This is a genomic window from Kribbella aluminosa, assembly GCF_017876295.1.
Lineage (GTDB): Bacteria > Actinomycetota > Actinomycetes > Propionibacteriales > Kribbellaceae > Kribbella > Kribbella aluminosa.
The window spans coordinates 1,494,155-1,515,896 of the sequence record NZ_JAGINT010000002.1 but is presented as its reverse complement, the minus strand read 5'-3'; the positions used below and the strand labels follow the sequence as shown (position 1 = coordinate 1,515,896).

Annotated in this window: 21 protein-coding genes; 13 read left to right on the top strand and 8 right to left on the bottom strand. The window is 67.8% G+C overall.

Annotation, left to right across the window (positions count from 1 at the left end; genetic code table 11):
* Positions 1–36: 36 nt before the first annotated feature.
* Positions 37–1,860 carry a bifunctional metallophosphatase/5'-nucleotidase gene (locus JOF29_RS28655; protein WP_209697516.1) on the bottom strand — a complete coding sequence of 608 codons (1,824 nt, stop codon included), beginning with the start codon at positions 1,858–1,860 and terminating at the stop codon, positions 37–39.
* 94 nt (positions 1,861–1,954) lie between these two features.
* On the opposite strand from JOF29_RS28655, the gene mshD reads away from it, so the two are divergent.
* The 3 genes from mshD to JOF29_RS28640 all read left to right on the top strand — a co-directional run bounded on the left by mshD (position 1,955) and on the right by JOF29_RS28640 (position 4,581).
* Positions 1,955–2,878, top strand: coding sequence for a mycothiol synthase (gene mshD / locus JOF29_RS28650; RefSeq protein WP_209697515.1), 924 nt, complete (start codon positions 1,955–1,957; stop codon positions 2,876–2,878).
* A gap of 201 nt (positions 2,879–3,079) precedes the next feature.
* Positions 3,080–3,688 carry a DUF6318 family protein gene (locus tag JOF29_RS28645; RefSeq protein ID WP_307863744.1) on the top strand — a complete coding sequence of 203 codons (609 nt, stop codon included), beginning with the start codon at positions 3,080–3,082 and terminating at the stop codon, positions 3,686–3,688.
* The gene (locus tag JOF29_RS28640) at positions 3,685–4,581 is read left to right on the top strand and encodes a PKD domain-containing protein (protein WP_209697513.1); all 897 of its coding nucleotides are present in this window, start codon (positions 3,685–3,687) and stop codon (positions 4,579–4,581) included. Before JOF29_RS28645 ends, JOF29_RS28640 begins: the two co-directional genes overlap by 4 nt.
* Positions 4,582–5,040: 459 nt before the next feature.
* Here JOF29_RS28640 and JOF29_RS28635 read toward each other — a convergent pair whose 3' ends face one another.
* The 3 genes from JOF29_RS28635 to JOF29_RS28625 form a co-directional block, all read right to left on the bottom strand.
* Positions 5,041–5,748, bottom strand: a complete 708-nt coding sequence (locus JOF29_RS28635; RefSeq protein WP_209697512.1) for a hypothetical protein — start codon at positions 5,746–5,748, stop codon at positions 5,041–5,043.
* Positions 5,749–6,063: 315 nt separating this feature from the next.
* Positions 6,064–6,480: a hypothetical protein gene (locus tag JOF29_RS28630; protein WP_209697511.1), complete on the bottom strand. Its 417-nt coding sequence runs from the start codon at positions 6,478–6,480 to the stop codon at positions 6,064–6,066.
* A gap of 83 nt (positions 6,481–6,563) precedes the next feature.
* On the bottom strand, positions 6,564–7,664 hold the full coding sequence (locus JOF29_RS28625) for an alpha/beta hydrolase (RefSeq protein ID WP_307863743.1): 1,101 nt from the start codon (positions 7,662–7,664) through the stop codon (positions 6,564–6,566).
* 120 nt (positions 7,665–7,784) lie between these two features.
* Here JOF29_RS28625 and JOF29_RS28620 point away from each other — a divergent pair, with 120 nt between their 5' ends.
* The 8 genes from JOF29_RS28620 (at position 7,785) to JOF29_RS28585 (ending at position 16,875) form a co-directional block, all read left to right on the top strand.
* Positions 7,785–9,917 carry an RNA degradosome polyphosphate kinase gene (locus JOF29_RS28620; protein WP_209700054.1) on the top strand — a complete coding sequence of 711 codons (2,133 nt, stop codon included), beginning with the start codon at positions 7,785–7,787 and terminating at the stop codon, positions 9,915–9,917.
* Between the two features lie 109 nt (positions 9,918–10,026).
* A complete protein-coding gene (locus tag JOF29_RS28615) occupies positions 10,027–10,905 on the top strand; it encodes an NUDIX hydrolase (RefSeq protein ID WP_209697510.1) in 879 nt (292 codons plus the stop codon).
* A 297-nt stretch (positions 10,906–11,202) separates the two neighbouring features.
* A complete protein-coding gene (locus JOF29_RS28610; RefSeq protein WP_245359553.1) occupies positions 11,203–11,676 on the top strand; it encodes a bifunctional nuclease family protein in 474 nt (157 codons plus the stop codon).
* A 371-nt stretch (positions 11,677–12,047) separates the two neighbouring features.
* Positions 12,048–13,160 (top strand): phosphate ABC transporter substrate-binding protein PstS, encoded by a 1,113-nt coding sequence (gene pstS / locus JOF29_RS28605; protein WP_209697508.1) that lies wholly within the window; start codon positions 12,048–12,050, stop codon positions 13,158–13,160.
* A 117-nt stretch (positions 13,161–13,277) separates the two neighbouring features.
* The gene (gene pstC, locus JOF29_RS28600) at positions 13,278–14,435 is read left to right on the top strand and encodes a phosphate ABC transporter permease subunit PstC (RefSeq protein WP_209697507.1); all 1,158 of its coding nucleotides are present in this window, start codon (positions 13,278–13,280) and stop codon (positions 14,433–14,435) included.
* Entirely contained in the window at positions 14,432–15,352 is a 921-nt protein-coding gene (pstA, locus tag JOF29_RS28595; RefSeq protein ID WP_209697506.1) for a phosphate ABC transporter permease PstA, read from the top strand. Before pstC ends, pstA begins: the two co-directional genes overlap by 4 nt.
* Before the next feature lie 19 nt (positions 15,353–15,371).
* A complete protein-coding gene (pstB, locus tag JOF29_RS28590) occupies positions 15,372–16,148 on the top strand; it encodes a phosphate ABC transporter ATP-binding protein PstB (protein ID WP_209697505.1) in 777 nt (258 codons plus the stop codon).
* A gap of 145 nt (positions 16,149–16,293) precedes the next feature.
* Positions 16,294–16,875, top strand: a complete 582-nt coding sequence (locus JOF29_RS28585; RefSeq protein ID WP_209697504.1) for a DUF4190 domain-containing protein — start codon at positions 16,294–16,296, stop codon at positions 16,873–16,875.
* A gap of 37 nt (positions 16,876–16,912) precedes the next feature.
* Here the strand turns inward: JOF29_RS28585 and JOF29_RS28580 are convergent, their stop codons facing one another.
* Positions 16,913–17,353, bottom strand: a complete 441-nt coding sequence (locus tag JOF29_RS28580; protein ID WP_209697503.1) for a DUF2752 domain-containing protein — start codon at positions 17,351–17,353, stop codon at positions 16,913–16,915.
* Positions 17,354–17,459: 106 nt separating this feature from the next.
* Between JOF29_RS28580 and JOF29_RS45580 the strand changes: the two genes are divergently transcribed.
* Together JOF29_RS45580 and JOF29_RS28570 are read left to right on the top strand one after the other, a co-directional pair.
* A complete protein-coding gene (locus JOF29_RS45580) occupies positions 17,460–18,197 on the top strand; it encodes an RDD family protein (protein WP_209697502.1) in 738 nt (245 codons plus the stop codon).
* 207 nt (positions 18,198–18,404) lie between these two features.
* A complete protein-coding gene (locus JOF29_RS28570) occupies positions 18,405–18,851 on the top strand; it encodes an RDD family protein (RefSeq protein ID WP_307863741.1) in 447 nt (148 codons plus the stop codon).
* 2 nt (positions 18,852–18,853) lie between these two features.
* On the opposite strand, the gene JOF29_RS28565 is transcribed toward JOF29_RS28570, so the two are convergent.
* The 3 genes from JOF29_RS28565 to thiC form a co-directional block, all read right to left on the bottom strand.
* On the bottom strand, positions 18,854–19,408 hold the full coding sequence (locus JOF29_RS28565) for a hypothetical protein (RefSeq protein ID WP_209697500.1): 555 nt from the start codon (positions 19,406–19,408) through the stop codon (positions 18,854–18,856).
* The gene (locus JOF29_RS28560; protein WP_209697499.1) at positions 19,405–20,004 is read right to left on the bottom strand and encodes a helix-turn-helix domain-containing protein; all 600 of its coding nucleotides are present in this window, start codon (positions 20,002–20,004) and stop codon (positions 19,405–19,407) included. Before JOF29_RS28560 ends, JOF29_RS28565 begins: the two co-directional genes overlap by 4 nt.
* Before the next feature lie 136 nt (positions 20,005–20,140).
* On the bottom strand, positions 20,141–21,742 hold the full coding sequence (gene thiC / locus JOF29_RS28555; RefSeq protein WP_209697498.1) for a phosphomethylpyrimidine synthase ThiC: 1,602 nt from the start codon (positions 21,740–21,742) through the stop codon (positions 20,141–20,143).

The following is a 21,742-nucleotide window of genomic DNA, read 5'->3' as shown; positions in this document are numbered from 1 at the left end:
GCGTCACCGCACCGGCCCCTTCGCGTCAGCTGATCGTCAGGAACCGACGGAGATCCGGTCGGTCGCGACCGGGGTGTACGGGTCGTGCGCGCTCAGGTAGTTCGCGAACGCGTCGATGTCCAGCCCGCCGAACACCTTGTTCGTCGCGGTGGCGAAGGCCGGGAAGCCGTCGCCGCCGTCGGAGAGGAAGTTGTTCGTCACGATCCGGTACGACGTACCGTCGACCAGCGGCTGGCCCGCGATCTTGATCGAGCCCGCCACGATCTTCGAACCCGCCGCGGCGGCCGGGTTCCAGGTGTAGGTGATACCCGCGACCTGGAGCACCTTGTACTTCGGCGCGTCCGGGCCGTTCACGCCGGAGAACTGCTGCTCCAGCAGGGCCTTGAGCTGCGTCCCGGTCATGTCCATCGAGACCAGGAAGTTGTTGAACGGCTGCACGGTGAACGCCTGCCCGAAGGTGACCGCACCGCCGTTCGACGCCAGGTCGGCGCGGATACCGCCCGGGTTCATGAACGCCACCACCGGCGCCTTGCCGCCGGACACCACCGACGGGTCGGCCAGCTGCGCGTCCGCGATCAGGTTGCCGAGCGGCGACTCGAGCGAGTCGTCGTTCGTCCGTACCACCGACGGGGTGCCGAGGTGGCCGATCACCTTGTTCTCGATCGGGGCGACCAGCGCCTTGTACTTCGCGATCAGCTTGGCCGTCTTCGGGTCCTGGACGACGTCCTGGGTGACGACCTGGTTCTGCGCCAGGGTGTTCGTCCGGTCGACGTCACCGGTCGCGTTGTCGATGCTCAGCCGGACCTCGGTGACCAGCCGGCCGAACGACGAGGCGCTGGTGACCAGCCGCGGCTTGCCGGCCTTGTCGGGCAGCGAGCAGTTGTACGCCTGGTGGGTGTGGCCGGAGATGATCGCGTCGATCTCCGGGTCCAGCCCGGCGTTGATGTCGACGATCGGGCCGGAGATCCCCGGGCAGCTGTTGTACGCCTTCGGGTCGGCCGGGAACCCGCCCTCGTGCAGCAGCACGACGATCGACTTCACGCCCTTCTTCTTCAGCTCCGGAACCAGCGCGTTCGCGGTCGCGACCTCGTTCTTGAAGGTCAGGCCCTCGACGCCGGACTTGGTGACGATGTTCGGCGTGTTCTCCAGCGTCATACCGATGAACGCGACCTTCTTGCCGTCCTTGAAGGTCTTGATCGTGTACGGCGCGAACAGCGTCTTCTGCGTGTTCGTGAAGAACACGTTCGCGCTCAGGTACTTGTACTTGGCGCCGGTGAACGGGTGCTTCGGGTCCGGGCAGGAGTTCTGGTTGTTCTGCCCGTCGCCGTCCGGCAGGCAACCGCCGGTCTGCATCCGGAGCAGCTCGTGCCAGCCCTCGTCGAACTCGTGGTTGCCCACCGACGCAGCCTCGAGTCCCATCCCGCTGAGCGCTTCCACCGTCGGCTCGTCGTGGAACGCCGCCGACAGCAGCGGGGATGCACCGATCAGGTCACCCGCGGCGACCGTCACCGAGTCCTGCCCCTTCGCCGCGGCCGCGGCCCGGAGCTCCTTCAGGTGCGTGGCGAGGTACGCCGCACCGCCGGCCGGGATGCCGTTGATGTTCCCGCCCGAACCGGTCGCCGGCTCCAGGTTGCCGTGGAAGTCGTTGATCGCCAGCAACTGGATCTGCGAGTGCGTCGGCTTCGGCTTCTTCGCCTCTACGGCGGTCGCCTGGGCGGCGGCGTCGGGCTGGGTCGCAGCCCCCGCCTGGCTCAGGGATCCCCCCGTGGCCAAGGCGAGCACCACGGCCGTCCCGGCGGCGAGCAGACCAGCTGCCCGCCGTCCCCCCAGCCGTGCTCGGTCTCGTCCTGTCAGGGCCATGTCTTCTCCGTCGTTGTGGTTGGTGAGTCCGCTGAAGCTACCCCTGTTTTCAGAACCTGAGAAGGAACTCAGCTGAACCTTTTACTGTGTTCCGGTGACTCTCGAAGCCGTTCCCTCACCATTGCCCCCGGCCACCGCCGCCGCCATCACGGAACTCGCCCGTACCGCTGCGGACAGCGACGGCGTCCACCCGCTGTCCGAACGCACCCTGCTGCACCTCGACGGCGAGCATCCCGGCGACGTCCACGTCCTCGCGTACTTCGGCGAGCCCGGCACGATCGAGGTCAGCGGATTACAGAGCGCCCGCAACCTCGCCGGGTACGCCGCCCTGTCCCCCGACGGCTCCGCCGAACTCGTCGTCGGCGTCGGCTTTCGCCGCCAGGGCTTCGGTACGGCGCTGCTCCGGATGCTGCTCGACCACGGGGGCAGCCGTACCCGGGTCTGGGCGCACGGACGCCTCCCTGGCGCCGACGAACTCGCCCAGCGCCTCGATCTCGAGGTAACACGCGAGCTGTACTTCCTCCGCCGTACCCGGGCTTCCTTGCCTGATCCCGTGTGGCCTGACGGGATCGCCGTACGCACGTTCGTCCCCGGCCAGGACAACGCCGCCTGGCTGGAGGTCAACGCCGCCGCGTTCGCCGACCACCCCGAACAGGGCAGCTGGACCGCCGCAGACCTGGCCGAACGCCTCCAGCAACCGTGGTTCGACCCTCACGGCTTCTTCCTGGCCGTCGACTCCGCGACCGGCGCGGTGGCCGGCTTCCACTGGACCAAGGTCGAGGACGGGGTAGGAGAGGTGTACGTCGTCGGCGTCTCCCCCGCGTACCAAGGCAAAGGCCTAGGCAAGTCCCTGACCCTCCAAGGCCTCCACCACCTCCAGCACGACCGCAACCTGGACGCGATCGTCCTCTACGTAGACGGCACCAACACCGCCGCCCGCGCCCTCTACACCTCCCTCGGCTTCACCACCGCCGCCCTGGACGTCCAGTACGCCCCGAGGAGTAGTCACACGGAGTGACCGGCATCACAACGAATTCCTCCGCTCACTTCGCGTCATAATCCCCCGCCCCCACCCGTCCCCCCATCAACCAGGAGCCGCCCGAGCCTCTTACCCCCCAGCCGAGCGGCTCCTGGCCCCCACTCCGACTGCACCTTTTGACATCGCTCCCCGCCCCACCACCCCGTTACGATTCGTGTCAACTACGGAGGGCTGACACACGTGACACACCGCAACAGGCCAACCCAAGCCCTACTGGCCTGCCTAGCCACAACTACCCTGCTCGCCGCCTGCACGAACGGCAGCCCAGAAGCCGGCCAACCCAACACGGCCCCACCCTCGACTTCTTCGGCAACCAGCCAGGCGACAAGCTCGCCTAGCGCGACCTCAGCTACGCCCACCGGTGCACCCCAACGCCCGAAGGCTGCTACCGGACTTAGCCTGTCCGCGGCGGAGTCCTTCGTGAGGTACTACGTCGACCTCCTGAACTACGCCTCAACGACCGGTGATGTCGCACCGATGAAGTCCGCGACGTCACCGGCGTGCAGCCAGTGCAAGCTCTACGCCGACTATGTCTCGAAGGTGAACGCAGCCAACGGAGGCCTGGCCGGCGACTACCTTGAGCGCGTCAATGACGTACCCGACCTCTTTCGCGGAGACGGAGGGCGTGTCGGCGGATACGCGGCGGTGACGATCGGCGCGTACACCTCGAAGGATTCTCCGTCAGCGAAGCCGGTGACGAGCACCGTGCGGAAGTACAAGCGAGAATTCACGCTGAGCGCAGTGAACGGCTCCTGGACCATGTCGGCAATGAGCCTGGTTCCACAATGATGAATCCAGCTGCCACAGCAGGTCTGACGCTGTCAATATTCGTCGGCGTCGCGTTCGCGGGGACCGTGGAGGCGAGCGCGGATATGCACTCGTCAGTCGTGCAGATGCCTACCCGGTCTGACGTGGATGTCACACCGACGCGAGAAGGAGCCCAAGCAAGCCAGCGGGGCATTATCAAGCGCCACGGCAAGCACACCCCTCCGGCCAAGAAGATCACGCCAAAGACCACACAGGCGTCCGGCAACCGGCACCCGCGAGGCAATCAGCGCCGGGACAATCCACCGAAATCGGTCAAGGACGACTTCGAATTGAACATCGGCATCTGTGGTCGTATGCAGCCGGATGGGACCGTTCCTGGGCCGACCCGGTGTCAGCCCGGTCGTGAGAGGGGCCGGGTTATTCGGCCCACTGTGCCGCCGAAGGTGGTGCCGCCGCGGCCGGAGGATATTACCTGGGAGCAGGTGCGGTCGGAGACCAAGAACATCGTCTTTCCTGGGCTCACTGTGAAGGTCCAGCCGAAGGGGCGGACGTTGGTGAATATGGCGACGATCGTCTACACCGACGACAGCAAGGTGTCGACGACTACTGTGACGCTGCTCGGGTTTCCTGTCGTGGTGGAAGCCACGCCGATCAGTTACACCTGGGACTTCGGTGACGGCAGTCCGACCGTCACCACGAGCACCCCCGGCAAGCCGTACCCGTCGGCGGACATCACCCACAAGTACCGCAAGCGCCAAGGCGTCGGCATCACCGTGACCACCAACTACGCGGCCCGCTTCAACGTCGCCGACACCGGCTGGCAGTACGTCGAAGGCACCGTCCCCATCACCGGCCCCGCCACCCTCCTCCAGGTTCGCGAAGCCATCCCAGTTCTGGTGGATCCGGGCCGCTGACCGCCGGTGTCACCTGTCGGCGAAACCCGGAGCGGCATTCCGCGGCGCCGACGAGGCTGACGGTCATCACGCACCTCAGACGGGCCAGCGCTCGCAAGCCGGCCACCCGCGTCCGGATCATCCCCAACTGCCCGAGTGGCCGACCTGGGGAGGATTTCCGTCCCGATTCGGGAAGGAATCCTCCCCAAGCGACCGGGTGCATGCCCGGCCGCACCTGGGGATGGTCAGGTCAGACGTCAGTCCTTGAGCTTGCGTTGGCGCCTTGCATCAAGGGGTGCAACTCGCCAACTGACAGGACCAACCGGCCCGGACGCACAATGCGACCCACAGCCGGTACCAGCCGACGTTCCTTCGAGCAGTGCGAGGGATTGTGCGGCAAAGCTTCTTGTCCTGCCTGCAGCGCTGGCTTTGGGATCGAGGGGCTGGCGGCCCGGCCGGTTGGGCTGTGGCCGGGGGATGTCAGTCTCGGGTGCGGTTCGGCGGTTTGGTGGACCGGGGCTGGTGGGACGGGGTTGGACCGCGGCCGAGGGGTGGGCCTTGGCGGGTGGCGCCGGCGGGCGGGGCCTGGGCGGTGAGGAAGCCGAGGGCGTTGAGGGTGTCTTTGTGGGCGTCGGGAGTGGGAGCAGTTGGGTCGGCAGTGGCAGCAGTTGGTTGGTGGGCGGCGGGCGGTTGTGGGGTGGGTGGTTGTGGGGTGGGTGGTGTTGGAGGGAGGCGGTGGTCGTGGCGGATCTCGGCGACCTTGGCGTCCAGGCTGGAGCGGATTTCGGTGGCGACGGCGTGGCCGGTGGGTGCTTCGGTGTTGGGGAGAGTCGGCCAGTGGGCATGGAGCATCGGTTGGATCAGCTGGGCGCGGACCGCTTGTTGGGTGTAGGGGTCGCGGTGGGTCAGTTCGGTCAGGCGGTTGGCCACGACGGCGTGGGCGAATTGGTCGAAGTGCATGATTCCCGGGCCGCGGCAGGCGTCGTTGATCAGGTCGTTGCGTGAGTAGGACGGTCCGGTGACGTGCGCCATCAGGTCGCTGGTTGCCGCGAAGGCTCCGGGGTACTGCGGATCGCCCAGTGACAGACCCTCGTACCCGGCGAGGTCTGCGTATGCGTCGAAGTCCTCGAAGGCCCGGACCTCCGCGAAGCCTTCCATCACACCGCGCGAATGCTCGGCCCACCGCATTCGGCTCACCTGGCGCCTTGATGTGCATGCTGCCGTGCGTGGCCTCGTGAAGAACGGTCGCCAACGCCTGCGCATGCTGGCGGGGACGGGTCGCAGACACGACACCGGTGAGGTACGGCAGCACCCGCTCAGCAGACAGCCTGAGGGCGCCGGTCTGTGGGTTGAGACCGCCCACGGTGTCCGAACTCGTCGCATAGAGCTCGCCGCTCCAACGGTTGGCTGCCGCCGGGCGCATCGCCTGAGCGATCCGGTACAGGCGCGCGACCTCGCTGTACAGGGGCGAGTCCGGGGAGACCCGTCGGTCGAGGTCCACCGTCAGTCCTTCGGCCAGTCCCCGCGCAGCATCGTCTCCAGGTGATCAAGCGCCCGCGTCATCGCCCGGATGTCGGCTTCTTCGTCATCCGAGGCCCGGTCGGCGATCGCCCAGATCTTGTGCCGGGCTTCCGCGAGAGCGTCGGCCTTCTCCTCGTCCGTGCCCTCGGCGAGAAAGGCCGCGGCATGGATCGCGCCGGCCTCGTGGTAGAGCGGGCCGTACTCACGTGGCGGGGGCGGCGGTACGGCGAGTTTGGTGATCATCCGCACAGCCCAAGCCCGCTCGTCGCTCTCCGGCTCGTCCGCGATGAGCTCTCGCAACTGCTGCTGGGCAGCCGCGAGATCGAACGACCGGTCGGTCTTCTGTTCGTACCGCGCCTGTGCGAAGGCGGAGTTGAACCGCGCCAGGTCGAACGTCATGGCGACTCCTTCGGGACCCTTCGATTACTGCTCGCCACGATATCGGCGTACGCCGCGGTGCTGTGGAAGTTATCCACAGGCGGCTAGTGCAGGGCTGACTTCAGGTGGTTGGTGAGGTGGGTGTGGGCTTGGCGGGTGGTGCCGGGGACGGTTAGGAGGTTGGTGTGGCCGTGGGGGAGGGTGGGGTGGTGGGTGTGGGTCAGGGCGTTGCCGGCGGCGGCCAGGGCGGCGGCGTATTCGCGGCCTTCGTCGCGGAGGGGGTCGAAGCCGGCGGTGGTGAGGTAGGTCGGGGGGAGGCCGGTGAGGTCTTCGGCGCGGAGCGGGGAGACGATCGGGTCGGGGCGGAGGGTGGGGTCGGGGGTGTAGTGGTCGCGGTACCAGATGATGTCGGCCTCCGTGAGGATGAAGCCCTCGGAGAAGAGGTCCCGGCTGGGGCGGCGGGCGACCAGGTCGACGGCGGGATAGAGCAGGACCTGCAGGGCCGGGTGGGGGAGGTCGCGGCGGACGGTTTGCTGGGCTACGACCGCGGCGAGGTTGCCGCCGGCGCTGTCGCCGCCGACGGCTACCAGGGCAGGGTCGACGCCCAGGTCCTCCGCGTGGTCGACGGCCCAGGTGAAGGCGGCGATCGCGTCCTCGGCGGCGGTCGGGGCGGGCGCCTCGGGGGCGAGGCGGTAGTCGACGGACAGCACCCGAATCCCGGCGTCGGCGGCGATCGAGCGGCAGACGGCGTCGTGGGTCTCGAGGTCGCCGACCACCCAGCCACCGCCGTGGAAGAACACCAGAAGACCGCGCCCCACCTCTCCGGGAACATCACCGGCGTTGGAGCCAAGGCCGGCACCCGCCCCACGGGGGACGTACAGACGGGCGCCCAACTGGCCGTCGGCGCCACGGACGGTCAGTTCGGTCACGCGCTGCACTTCGGCCGGCGTACCCGGGATCAGCTTGCACAGCTGGCGGAAGTGCGCACGAGCGGTCGCGGCGTCGGTCTTGGTTGTGTCGGGCAACAGGTTGTCGATGCGCAGCAGCAACTGGATGTCCGGGTCGAGGGTGTTGCCGTCGATCTGGATCGGTGCGCCGGCGAGTCGTCGGCGTACGGCGGCGGGCAGCGCGTACAGCGGGGCCAGCGCATTCGCCTGTACGGCGCTCACCGTGTCACGCAGTACCGAGTCCAGTCGTAGGTTCACAAGGAGTGACGCTAGCAAGAACGTCGGGCGGGCAACGAAAACGTCACATTCGGCAACGCGCGGACGGCTACCCGTTGTTCACCAAAGGGTGGGATCCTTGTCGACGTGGCTGGAGACTTGCTGGCGTCCCACAACCGGGAGTACGACGTTGAACCGCCGTACGACATCGACGCGGCCGGCGATCTCCCCGAGGACCGGTTCTCGGACCGTGAGCTGAGCTGGCTGACGTTCAACCAGCGGGTCCTCGAGCTCGCGGAGGACGACCAGATCCCGCTGCTCGAGCGGGCCAAGTTCCTCGCGATCTTCGCCAGCAACCTCGACGAGTTCTACATGGTCCGGATCGCGGGCCTGAAGCGCCGGATCGCGGCCGGGGTCGCGGTCCGCGCGGCCAGCGGGCTGCTCCCCCGCGAGGTGCTGGACCGCAGCCTGCGGAAGAGCCGCGAGCTGATGGACCGGCACGCGGAGACCTGGCGGAAGTCGGTGCAGCCGGCACTGACCGAGCAAGGCATCGACATCCTGCGCTGGGACGAGCTGGAGCACAGCGAGCGCGAGGACATGACCCGCTTCTTCCGGGACCGGATCTTCCCGGTGCTGACGCCGCTGGCGGTGGACCCGTCGCACCCGTTCCCGTACATCTCCGGCCTGAGCCTGAACCTGGCGGTCGTGGTCCGCAACCCGGACTCCGGCGGCGAGCACTTCGCCAGGGTCAAGGTGCCGCCGCTGCTCCCCCGGTTCGTGAAGGTCGCCGAGGGCCGGTTCGTGCCGCTCGAGGACGTCATCGCCACCCACCTGGGCCAGCTGTTCCCGGGCATGGAGGTGATCCAGCAGCACACCTTCCGGGTGACCCGTAACGAGGACCTCGAGGTCGAGGAGGACGACGCGGAGAACCTGCTGGCCGCGCTCGAGAAGGAGCTGTTGCGCCGCCGGTTCGGCCCGCCGGTCCGGCTCGAGGTGGAGGAGTCGATCGACCCGCAGGTGAAGGCGCTGCTGCTGTCGGAGCTGGGCGTCACCGAGGCGGAGGTGTTCGAGCTCCCCGGCCCGCTGGACCTCCGCGGCCTGTTCACGATCGCGAGCCTGGACCGGGCCGAGCTGAAGTACCCCGCGTTCGTGCCGTCGACGCACCCGCACCTGTCCGAGGTGGAGACGTCCAACCCGGCGGACATGTTCCACGCGCTCAAGCAGCGCGACGTACTGGTCCACCACCCGTACGACTCGTTCTCGACGAGTGTCCAGCGCTTCATCGAGCAGGCCGCGGCGGACCCGCACGTGCTGGCGATCAAGCAGACGCTGTACCGGACCAGCGGTGACTCCCCGATCGTCGACGCGCTGATCGACGCGGCCGAGGCCGGCAAGCAGGTCCTGGTGCTGGTCGAGATCCAGGCGCGGTTCGACGAGCAGGCGAACATCAAGTGGGCCCGTCAGCTCGAGCATGCCGGCTGCCATGTCGTGTACGGCGTGATCGGTCTGAAGACGCACTGCAAGTTGTCGATGGTCGTCCGCGACGAGCCGGACGGTCTGCGCCGTTACGCGCACATCGGCACCGGCAACTACCACCCGAAGACGGCCCGGCTCTACGAGGACCTGGGGCTGCTCACCAGCGACAAGGTGGTCACCGAGGACGTAGCGCTGCTCTTCAACCACCTGTCCGGTTTCGGTCGCAGTGCGGGCTACCGGCGGATCCTGGTCGCTCCCCAGTCGGTACGGCGGGGCCTGCTCGAGCGGATCGACCGGGAGATCCAGCACCACCACGCCGGCCGCCCGGCGCGGATCCGGATCAAGGTGAACAGCCTGGTCGATGAGGCGCTGTGCGACGCGCTGTACCGGGCGTCGCAGGCCGGCGTGCCGGTGGACCTGTGGATCCGCGGCATCTGCACGCTGCGGCCCGGCGTACCCGGGCTGTCGGAGAACATCCAGGTCCGCAGCATCCTGGGCCGGTTCCTCGAGCACAGCCGGGTGTTCCTGTTCGAGAACGGCGGTGAGCCGGAGGTGTGGATCGGCTCCGCCGACCTCATGCACCGGAACCTGGACCGCCGGGTCGAGGTGCTGGTGCAACTGAAGGAGCCCGACCACGTCACCGAGCTCGGCGAGATGTTCGACCTGGCGATGGACGAGGGTACGGGCTCCTGGTGGCTGCAGCCCGACGACAACTGGCAGCCCCGGCTGAACGGCCCGGACGGCACGCCGCTGCGTGACATGCAGGAGAGGCTGATCGCGACCCGCGGCCGCCGCCGTACGCCGGACCCGATCAGCTGACCACGGAGCGCGTTTTCTAGGGTGAGGGCATGAGTGAGCGTAGCGAGCTCATCATCAAACACAGCGCAACTAGTGCCTCATGCGCGCCCGGAGCGAAGCGAGGACGTGCATGAGTTTCCCGGCGACGGTCATCGCCGCGGGTGGTGTCGTCTGGCGTGAACGCGGCGACACCCGGCAGGTGCTGCTGGTGCACCGTCCCCGGTACGACGACTGGTCGCTGCCCAAGGGCAAGCTGACCGCGCACGAGCACGTCCTGCTCGGTGCACAGCGGGAGATCGAGGAGGAGACCGGGCAGCGCGTGGTGTTCGGGCCGCCGCTCGGCACGCAGCGCTACCCGGTCCGCAAGAACGGCGGTACGGCGGAGAAGCTCGTGCACTACTGGTCCGCCGTACCGGTCGACGACGGCGCTTTCGAGCCGAACGACGAGGTGGACCAGATCAGCTGGCTGGCCGTCGACAAGGCCCGCGGCAAGCTCAGCTATCCGCGCGACGTGGACATCCTGGACGCGCTCGAGCATGTGGTGCCTGTGGTCGCCACGGTGATCGTCGTACGGCATGCGGATGCTGTGAAACGCAAGGACTGGGACGGGAAGGACACGCTCCGTCCGCTCAGCAGTACCGGCACCGCGGTGGCGGAGCGGCTCAGCGACGTACTGCAGGCCCTCGGCGCGAACAGGATCATCAGCAGCGACGCGGAGCGCTGTGTCGCGACGGTCGCGCCGTACGCCGCCTCGATCGAGCGCCACATCCACCTGTGGCCGGAGATCTCCGAACGCGGGTACGACGCGAACCCGGACCGCCTGCGCGGTCTAGCGGACCGGGTGTGGCGCCCGGGCAAGGTGACGGTCGTCTGTTCGCACCGCCCGGTGCTGCCGGCGCTGTCCCGCGAGCTGGGCCTGAAGGTCGGCAAGTTCGCCACCGGGTCGTTCCTCGTCGCACACCGGCTGGAAGACGGCCGAGTGGTCACCGAACGCTTCAGTGCGCCCTAGAGCATGTCTCCCGATCCCACGCCGTCGCGAGCAGGTGCTCGGTGCGGTAGCTCGGCGCGCGGGGGCGAAGGTCTCGATGCGGAGCATCGTGGCCTTTGCACCCGTGCGGCGAGGTGCCGTGCCGAGTGCCGCGCAGTAGGTGTGGGATCGGGAGACATGCCCTAGCGACACGGCTCGGTGAAGATCGCGGTACGGGCGACGGGTGTGCCGGGTGACACTGGAGGTGACGGGTATGTTCCTACCCGAGGAACCGGCGTCCCACCGGGTGCCGGTCTGAGGAGAGGTTCGGGGCGCACCATGACGATGATGCGAGAACTGACACTGATCGGGATCCGGATGGAATCGCCCAACCGGGCCCCGGTGATGATGCTGCGCGAGACCGAGGGCTACCGCTACCTGCCGATCTCGATCGGCTCGGTCGAGGCGACCGCGATCGCTTATGAGGAGCAGGGCCTGCGTCCGTCGCGGCCGCTCACCCACGACCTGATGCGCGACCTGATCCAGGCGTTCGACGTACACATCGAGGCGGTCGAGATCGTCGAGCTCCGGGACGCGGTGTTCTACGCCGAGCTCCTGCTCGCCAACGGCGTCCGGGTGTCGGCCAGACCGAGCGACTCGGTCGCGCTCGCGGTCCGCCTGGGTACGCCGATCCGCTGCACCGAAGAGGTACTGCGGGAGGCCGGCGTCGCCACTCCCGAGGAGGAGCAGGCCGAGCTGGAGCGCTTCCGGGAGTTCCTGGACGGCGTCGCCCCGGAGGACTTCTCCAGCTGAACCCGTCCGGTTAATTGGTCCAACCACTGATGTGACGGCAAACACCGAACGTGACGTCGCCGCTGGCACGGCGGCGTACTACCGTGTGCCTGTCCCGGCAACCTGTTCCGCGGGGCGCCGGGGGGGCGAACGCTCAGGTCGCAGATGCGCCGAGCGTTACCAAAACGTGAGCAGAGGGCTGTTTACATCTACGGAGAGTGACAGCTCTTAACTGAGTTCACCTGTTGGCCGCCTGTCGGCACGCCAGCCGTCGCACACGCTACCGGAACCGTTCACCGCTCGTTCACCAGCGACGGACCGCCGCGTCACCTGGTCTCCCTACCGTCTGTGGAAGTTCAGAAGTCTGATTCCCGCAGAAGGGCAACACTCTCGTGTCCGTCAATCGCCTGTTCCGCGTCGGCTCCGTCGCCGTGGCTTCCGTCGGCGTCCTCGCCCTCAGCGCCTGTGGCAGCGACCCGACGCCGTCCGGCTCCTCGAGCCCGGGCGCCTCGTCGTCGTCCACCGGTGCCGACTGCCCGAAGGGCACCCTGAACGCCGAGGGTTCCTCGGCGCAGAAGAACGCCATCGACGAGGTCATCAGCAAGTACAACGAGAAGTGCGCCGACGTCACGGTGAACTACAACCCGACCGGTTCCGGCGCGGGTATCAAGCAGTTCAACGCGAACCAGGTGGACTTCGCCGGCTCCGACTCGGCCCTCAAGCCGGACGAGATGACCGCCGCCACCAAGCGCTGCGCGGGCAACCCGGCCGTCGACCTGCCGATGGTCATCGGCCCGATCGCGATCGCCTACAACGTCGACGGCGTCTCCAAGCTGACCCTCGACGGCCCGACCGCCGCGAAGATCTTCCAGGGCGCCATCAAGACCTGGAACGACCCGGCGATCGCCAAGCTGAACGCCGGCGTCACGCTGCCGTCGGCGCCGATCTCGGTGTTCTTCCGGTCCGACGATTCCGGCACCACCGAGAACTTCACGAAGTACCTGAAGGCGTCCGGTGGCGGTGCGTGGAAGGGTGAGCCGGCCAAGAAGTGGACCGGCACGGGCTCCGGCAAGGAGAAGTCGGCCGGTGTCGCCGAGGGCGTGAAGAGCACCAAGAACTCGATCTCGTACGTCGAGTGGTCGTACGCCGTCGACAACAAGCTGGGCATCGCGCTGATCGACAACGGCTCCGGCACCCCGGTCGAGCTGTCCGCCGACTCCGCCGGCAAGGCGCTGGCCGCCGCGAAGCCGGCCGGCACCGGTTCCGACCTGGCCATGAAGCTGGACTACGCGACCAAGGCCCCGGGTGCGTACCCGATCATCCTGGTCACCTACGAGATCGCCTGCACCAAGGGCCTCCCGGCCGAGAAGACCGCGCTGGTGAAGAGCTTCCTGAGCTACTTCATCAGCAAGGACGGCCAGTCCTCGCTGACCAGCCTGAACTACGCGCCGCTCCCGGCCGAGATCCAGACCAAGGTCGACGCCGCGATCCAGGCGATCAGCTGATCGCGAAGCAGTACTGATGCGAGCCCCGGCCGGTCCGAGTCATCGGAGGCGGCCGGGGCTCGTGCCACTGAAGACCAGACGTCACCCGTCACGATTCAGGCGCTTGGAGCACCATCGATGAGTAGTCCAGACGGCACGGCACCGCCCGACCGGCCGGACGGCACGGCCGCGGACCAGGTGGCCGCGGATCCGGCCCCGACAGCACAGCAGTCCACCGAGGTACTGACCGAGTCCGGCGTCGAGGCCACGGACGGTACGCCGGCCGCCGCCAAGGCCGGCGACGATCGCGAACTGGCCCTCGGCCCGGTCGGTCACCTGGGCGACCGGTTGTTCGGCGGGCTCGCCCGCGGCTCCGGCGGCCTGGTGATCCTGATCGTCGCGTTCGTCGGCATCTTCCTGCTGGCGCTGGCGATCCCGGCGCTCGCCGACGACAAGAGCAGCTTCCTGTTCTCCCGGGTCTGGAGCCCGGGCGGCAGCCACCCGCAGTTCGGTATCGCCGCACTCTTCTACACCACCGTGATCAGCTCGCTGATCGGGATGCTGATCGCCGTACCGGTCGCGATCGGCGTCGCACTGTTCGTCACGTACTACGCGCCGAAACGCCTGGCCGCTCCGGTGGCGCACGCGGTCGACCTGCTGGCCGCCGTACCGTCGATCGTCTACGGCCTGTGGGGCGCGCTGTTCTTCGCGCCGATCCTGCTCCCGGTGATCAACGGACTGTCCGACGGGCTCGGCTGGATCCCGGTGTTCAAGAAGCCGATCGGCGACAACGTCGGCGTGGTCTTCACTGTGTCGGTGGTGCTGGCGATCATGATCCTGCCGGTGGTCACCGCGATCAGCCGGGAGATCTTCGCGCAGACGCCGATCGCGCACCGCGAGGGTGCACTGGCGCTCGGCGCCACCAAGTGGGAGATGATCCGGATGGCGGTCCTGCCGTACGGGCGCTCCGGTGTGGTCAGCGCCTCGATGCTCGGCCTCGGCCGCGCGCTCGGTGAGACCGTCGCGGTGATGATCATCCTGACGGTGCCGAACGGCAACGACCCGTGGGACCCGTCGATCTTCGCCGGCGGTGAGACGTTCGCGTCGAAGATCGCCAACAACGCCGCCGAGTTCGACTCGCCGGAGAAGACCGGCGCGTACATCGCGGCCGGCCTGGTGCTGTTCGTGGTCACGTTCCTGGTCAACTCCGCGGCCCGGATCATCGTCGACCGCAGTACGCCGGGTGCCAAGAAGCGGCCGCGCCGCAACCGCCGCGCCGAAGGAGCAACGGCATGACCACGATCGCAGAGAACAAGCCTGCGTACGATGGGCAGGCGCTGGACCTGACCGGGCGGTCCGGGGCCCGCGCGTTCAAGAACACGCTGGCCACCGTGCTGATCGTGCTGGCGTTCGTGATCGCGCTGATCCCACTGGCCTGGATCCTGATCACGGTGATCGGCAAGGGCTACCACCTGCTGCTGAACGCCGACTGGTGGAGCCAGTCGCAGCGCGGCATCACCGTGCGCCGGGCCGGCGGCGGTGCGTACCACGCGATCATGGGCACGCTGATCATGGCCCTGATCACCGCGGTGATCGCGGTCCCGATCGCGATCCTCGGCGCGATCTACCTGGTCGAGTACGGCAAGGGCACCAGGGTCGCCAAGGTGGTCAGCTTCATGATCGACATCCTCACCGGCGTCCCGTCGATCGTCGCGGCGCTGTTCGTGTACGCCGTCTGGATCACCGTCTTCGGCTTCAACCGGGTCGGTTTCGCGGTGTCGCTGTCGCTGGTGCTGCTGATGCTCCCGGTCGTGCTGCGGTCCACCGAGGAGATGCTGAAACTGGTGCCCGACGAGTTGCGGGAGGCCTCGTACGCGCTCGGCGTACCGAAGTGGAAGACGATCCTGAAGATCGTCGTGCCGACGGCGTTCGGCGGCATCGTCACCGGCGTGATGCTCGGTCTGGCCCGGGTGATGGGTGAGACCGCGCCGCTGCTGATCCTGGTCGGCTACTCGAAGAACATCAACCTGAACCCGTTCAACGGCTTCATGGGCGCACTGCCGACGATGATCAACCAGGACCGTACCGAGCTGGCCCTGCCGCACGCCGCGGACCGGGTCTGGGCGGCGGCACTGACGCTGATCCTGCTGGTGCTCGTCCTCAACCTGCTGGCCCGGCTGATCGCCCGGTTCAGCGCCGTCAAGTCGAAATAGCGAGAGGTTCCGATCCGATATGGCTAAGCGCATCGAGGTCAGTGGCCTCAACGTCTTCTACGGCGACTTCAAGGCCGTCGAGGACGTGTCGATGACGATCGAGCCCCGCTCGGTCACCGCGTTCATCGGCCCGTCCGGCTGCGGCAAGTCCACCTTCCTGCGGACCTTGAACCGGATGCACGAGGTGATCCCCGGCGCCCGCGTCGAGGGCAAGGTGACGCTGGACCAGCAGGACCTGTACGGCAACGGCATCGACCCGGTCGCGGTCCGCCGCGTGGTCGGCATGGTGTTCCAGCGCCCGAACCCGTTCCCGACGATGTCGATCTTCGACAACGTCGCGTCCGGCCTGAAGCTGAACGGCATGAAGGACAAGAAGAAACTCACCCAGGTGGTCGAGGAGTCCCTCAAGGGCGCCAACCTCTGGAACGAGGTCAAGGACCGGCTCGACAAGCCCGGCGCCGGCCTGTCCGGCGGTCAGCAGCAGCGGCTCTGCATCGCCCGGGCGATCGCGGTCGAGCCCGAGGTGATCCTGATGGACGAGCCGTGCTCGGCCCTGGACCCGATCTCGACGCTGGCGATCGAGGACCTGATCGAGAAGCTGAAGGACAAGTTCACGGTCGTCATCGTCACGCACAACATGCAGCAGGCGGCCCGGGTCTCCGACCAGACCGCGTTCTTCAACCTGGCGGCGACCGGCAAGCCGGGGCGGCTGATCGAGATGGCCCCGACCAAGCAGATCTTCTCCAACCCCACCGAGAAGGCCACCGAGGACTACATCACCGGCCGCTTCGGCTGATCCACCCGTCACCCGCCGAACGGTCGCCGCGACGCCCTGTCGCGGCGGCCGTCGCGGTTTCCGGGCACGGTGTGGGGGCATGACTGCGAACCTGTGGGAAAGATAGGCTGCGCTGATTCCACGACGTTCTCAGAAGGGAACCGCGGTGAGCACACCGACGCCACCTCCCGGCGACGACCAGAACAACCCGAACGGACCGGAGGGCTATCCTGGGCAGCAGCCGGGTCAGTACGGGCAGCCTGGCCAGCCAGGTCAACCGGGCTACGGCCAGCAGCCTGGTTACGGTCAGCAGGAGCCTGGCGGCTACGGTCAGCAGCAGCCCGGTGGATACGGCCAGCAGCAGCCCGGTCCGTACGGCCAGCAGCAGCCTGGTGGATACGGCCAGCAGCAGCCCGGTCCGTACGGCCAGCAGCAGCCTGGTGGATACGGGCAGCAGCAGCCTGGTGGGTATGGGCAGCAGCCCGGCGGCTACGGTCAGTACCCCGGTGGGAACGCCGGCTACGGCGCCACCGCACCGCCGAGCAACGCGCCGAAGATCATGTCGATCATCGGCATCGTCTGCTGGTTCTGCTGTTCCCCGGCCGCGATCATCCTCGGCGTCATCGCGCAGGGTAAGTTCCGCGAGCAGGGTCAGTCCGACACGCTGGCGCGGGTCGCCTGGATCGGCGGCATCGTCGCGCTGGTGATCGGCATCATCAGCACGATCGTCCGGCTGCAGAACCAGTAGGCAGTGCGGCGGGCGGCAGTTGTCGCCCGCCCGGCCGTCAGAACAGGTTGCGCGCGACGCCGTACACGATCAGCAGCGCGACGATGCTGTAGACCGTCCAGTCGGCAGCGCGACGGCTCAGCTGCAGCCGCGGCAGCCGGACCAGGCGCAGCGATTCGAGCGCCCAGGCAAGCACTTGGTAGCCGACGGCAACTCCGATCAGCGGGCCGAGCACGAACACCACGGGGTTGAAGTGCCAGGCGCCGCCGAAGTCGCCGCGGAGCATGGCCGCGGCCATCCGCGTCGACCCGCAGAGCGGGCAGTTCAGGCCGGTGGTCGCGTGCAGGATGCACGGGATGCCGATCCGCTGGCCGGACAGCTGGTAGACACCGGCGAGCAGGAAGCCGCCGACGCCGACAGCGGTCAGGCCCCACACCCGGCGGTCCAGCGGCTGGACCGGGCCGGTAGGCCGGAGTACGACGCTCTGCGAGAGGCTCACCGCACAAAGGTATCTCTCAATTCCTGGGATCCGTCGGCGGATCTGATCCGTCCGACGATTAGCCTGCAACTCACTCCTCAATGCACCATCGCCAGAAGGGATCGTCGTGAGCACTCCGACGCCACCGCCGGGTTACGGCCCGCAAGACCCACAACAGCCCGGTCAGCCGGGACAGCCTGGGCAGCCCGGACAGCCGGGGCAGTACGGGCAGCAGCCCGGGTACGGGCAGCAGCCGCCTGGGTATGGGCAGCAGCCGGGTTACGGCCAGCAGCCTGGGCAGTACGGTCAACAGCCCGGGTATGGGCAGCAGCCGGGTTACGGGCAGCAGCCCGGGTACCCGCAGCAGCCGGGACAGTACGGGCAGCAGCCCGGCTTCCCCGGACAGCCTGGGCAGTACGGGCAGGCCGGTTACGGGTACGGCGGTGCGCCGTCAGGTGAGCTGGCGAGCTGGCCGCTGCGTGTCGGCGGCTACCTGATCGACGGTTTCATCGTCGGCGTGCCGAGCGGTATCGGCAACGCCCTGAACGGCAACGGCAGCAGCTCGAGCACCGGCCTGACCATCGTCAGCCTGATCCTCACGCTGATCGGTCTCGGTCTGTTCGTCTACAACCGCTGGATCCAGCAGGGCAGGACCGGCCAGACCTGGGGCAAGAAGATCGTCAACATCAAGCTGGTCGGCGCCGACACCGGTCAGCCGCTCGGCATCGGCAGGACGATCCTGCGCGACATCACCCACATCCTCGACGCCCTGCCGTGTTACCTGGGCTTCCTGTGGCCGCTGTGGGACGAGAAAAAGCAGACGTTCGCGGACAAGATCAACAACTCGTACGTCGTCAAGGTCTGACCGCACCGATAGCCTCCGGACGCCGTGGCCGGCAACTGGCCACGGCGTCCGACGCTTTCCGAAAAGAACGGAACCCCTCGGATGAGCACACCGGGCTACGGCCAACGACCCGAAGACCGCCCACAGTACGGGCAGCAACCCTACGGTCAGCCTTACGGACAACAGCCTTACGGTCAGCCTGGGTACGGGTACGGCTATGGCCCGCCGGTGCCGCCGTTGGCGGACTGGCTGCCGCGGGTCGGCGCGTCGTTGATCGATGGTCTGATCACCGGTGTGCCGATCCTGATCGGGTACGGTGTGATGATCGGGGCGGCCATCAGTCAGTCGGCCAACGACTCGTCGAACGATGCGCCACCCGCGTTCGCCCTCATCCTGCTCCTGGTCGGTATGCTCGCCAGCCTCGGACTGGGCCTGTGGAACCGGGTCTTCCGTCAAGGCAGGACCGGTCAGAGCGTAGGCAAGAGCGTCCTGCACCTCCGCCTGGTCGACTCCAGAACCGGCCAGCCCATCGGAGCAGGCCGGGCATTCCTCCGCGAATTCCTGAGCGGCGTCTTCAACAACGCCTGCTTCTTCGACTCGCTCTGGCCGCTGTGGGACGACCAGAAGCAGACCTGGCACGACAAGGTCGTCAACACGTATGTGGTGCGGACCTGAGGTCAGTGGGAGCGCAGGAGGCCCGCGCAGGTTACTGCCCACAGGACGCTGGTGAACGTGCCGATGATGAAGCGTTCTGCGACGGCTTGGGGAGTGACAGAGGCCGGCTGGTCAGGGCTGCGTAGTTCCGGGTACCTGGCCAGGCCCTTGATTGCCAGCACGATCGCGATGCCCTCCGGCCAGCCTGACACCAGCGAGGCGTAGACGGCCAGCCGTTCGAGCGCACCGATCAGGGCGCCGCCACGCAAGACCTCTCCGGCTTTCTGCGTCGACTGGGCATGTGTACTCCGCCTGTCCGCCAAAGCCAGCACAGACGTCGTCAGCGGACCTCCCCCGGTGACAGCGAGCGCTCCGGCGACCAGGAGCAGCACGTCCCACCAGTGCTCGGCCCAGCCGGCCACACCGTTGCCAACCAGCAGCAGTACGCCGACAGCGGCCAGACAGGCGAGCATGACGCCGCTGACGGCGATCTCGAGGTTGGAGCCCGACTTGGGGATCCACGCCAGTACTGCAAGAACAAGCGCGGCCGCGGTCAGCGAGAGGACCAGGGCCGTCACGCAGCGACCCCGTGCTCGAGGAGATCCGCCGCAAGCGCCCGGCCGCGCTGTTCCTCGGCGAAGCCGGCCGCCTGGGCCCGTTGGGTCACTGCCGACTGGCTGATGCCGAGTTTCACGCCGATCTCCCGTCTGGTGAGTCCTTCGGCCAGCAGGTCCGCCACGGCCCAGCCGCGCTCGCTACGGCGTCGCAGTACGGACGCCATCAGCCACAGCACCGTCTCCACCTGCTCTGCTTTGTGTGGATCCGCTCCGGCCACGTTCACGTGGTGCGGGCTGGACTTGGCGCGCGTCACCGCCTCCCTGGCGAACACGAACGCGTCGCCGCTGCCAGCCCTGGTACTGCGTGGCAGTGGCTCGGTGACCTCGCCGATGCCGAGGCCGACGTACCAGCCGTCCGACCGGAGCAGCTCCACGATCACGTCGACGGTCGCACGGGCCTCCGACAGCACGCCCTGCACCTCGTCGCCGGCGGTCCGCTCGAACTTGCGCAACAGCCCGGTCCGCCGCGGCCGGCGGTTCAGGGCGGTCAGTAGCTCGGGTACGAGATCACTCGTGCTTCGGCTGCCGCGCTGATCTACGGTGAGAACGAAGACCATCGCCCGTACCTCCTTCCGAACGGCTTAAGGCTACAGTCTTATTCACGTAGAGTGAAGGCTAAAACCTGAATCGGTTCAGCCGATCACTCCCCGTGTCCGGCCCGGGAGGACGGCACCCCGGGCCGGAACGGCGTACTCAGTCCGCGACTGGCAGGTACAGCTTCTGATCGGTGGACCGGAAGGCCTCGGACCTCTCGGCGAAGCCGGCCTCGATCGCCTCGGTCGAGGTCAGCCCGCGTTCTTCGGCGTACTTGCGGATGTCGGCGGTGATCCGCATCGAGCAGAACTTCGGGCCGCACATCGAGCAGAAGTGCGCGGTCTTCGCGGGCTCCGCGGGCAACGTCTCGTCGTGGAAGGACCGCGCGGTGTCCGGATCCAGCGAGAGGTTGAACTGGTCCTCCCAGCGGAACTCGAACCTCGCCTTGGACAACGTGTCGTCCCAGGCCTGCGCACCGGGATGCCCCTTCGCCAGATCGGCCGCGTGGGCAGCGATCTTGTACGTGATCACGCCGGTCTTCACGTCGTCGCGGTCCGGCAGCCCGAGATGCTCCTTCGGCGTGACGTAGCAGAGCATCGCCGTACCCAGCCAGCCGATCTGCGCCGCCCCGATCGCCGACGTGATGTGGTCGTAGGCCGGCGCCACATCAGTTGCCAACGGCCCCAATGTGTAGAACGGCGCCTCGCCGCAGAGCTCCTCCTCGAGCCGCACGTTCTCCGCGATCTTGTGCATCGGAACGTGCCCCGGCCCCTCGATCATCACCTGTACGTCGTGCTCCCAGGCGATCCGGGTCAGCTCCCCCAGCGTCCGCAGCTCGGCGAACTGCGCCTCGTCGTTGGCGTCCGCGATGCACCCGGGCCGCAGCCCGTCGCCGAGCGAGAACGTCACGTCGTACTCCCGCAGAATGGAGCACAGCTCGGCGAAATGCGTGTACAGGAAGGACTCCTGGTGATGCGCGAGGCACCACGCAGCCATGATCGACCCGCCCCGCGACACGATGCCGGTGATCCGCCGCGCGGTCAGCGGCACGTAGCGCAGCAGTACCCCGGCGTGCACGGTCATGTAGTCCACGCCCTGCTCGCACTGCTCGATCACAGTGTCGCGATACACCTCCCAGGACAGCGCCGCCGGGTCGCCCTTCACCTTCTCCAGCGCCTGGTAGAGCGGCACCGTACCGATCGGCACCGGCGAGTTCCGCAGGATCCACTCCCGGGTCTCGTGGATGTTCTTCCCGGTGGACAGGTCCATCACCGTGTCCGCGCCCCACCTGGTCGCCCAGACGAGTTTCTCGACCTCGTCCTCGATCGAGCTGCTGACCGCCGAGTTGCCGATGTTCGCGTTCACCTTCACCAGGAACTTCTTCCCGATGATCATCGGCTCGCTCTCCGGGTGGCACCTGTTCGCCGGGATCACCGCCCGGCCGCGCGCCACCTCCGCCCGGACGAACTCCGGATCGAGCCCTTCCCGCACGGCGACGTACCGCATCTCCTCGGTGATCGTCCCGGCGCGCGCATGCCCGAGCTGGGTCAGCCCGGTGCGTGCGGCGATCCAGTCCCGCCGCAGCGCGGGCAGGCCGGCCTGTACGTCGATGTGCGCGGCCGCGTCGGTGTACGGGCCGGACGTGTCGTACAGGTCGAAGTACTCGCCGTTGGTGAGGTTGACGCGACGCCCCGGCACGCCGAGCTCGCCGCGATAGATCTTCTCCGACCCCGAGATCGGGCCGGTGCTGACAGTGACCAT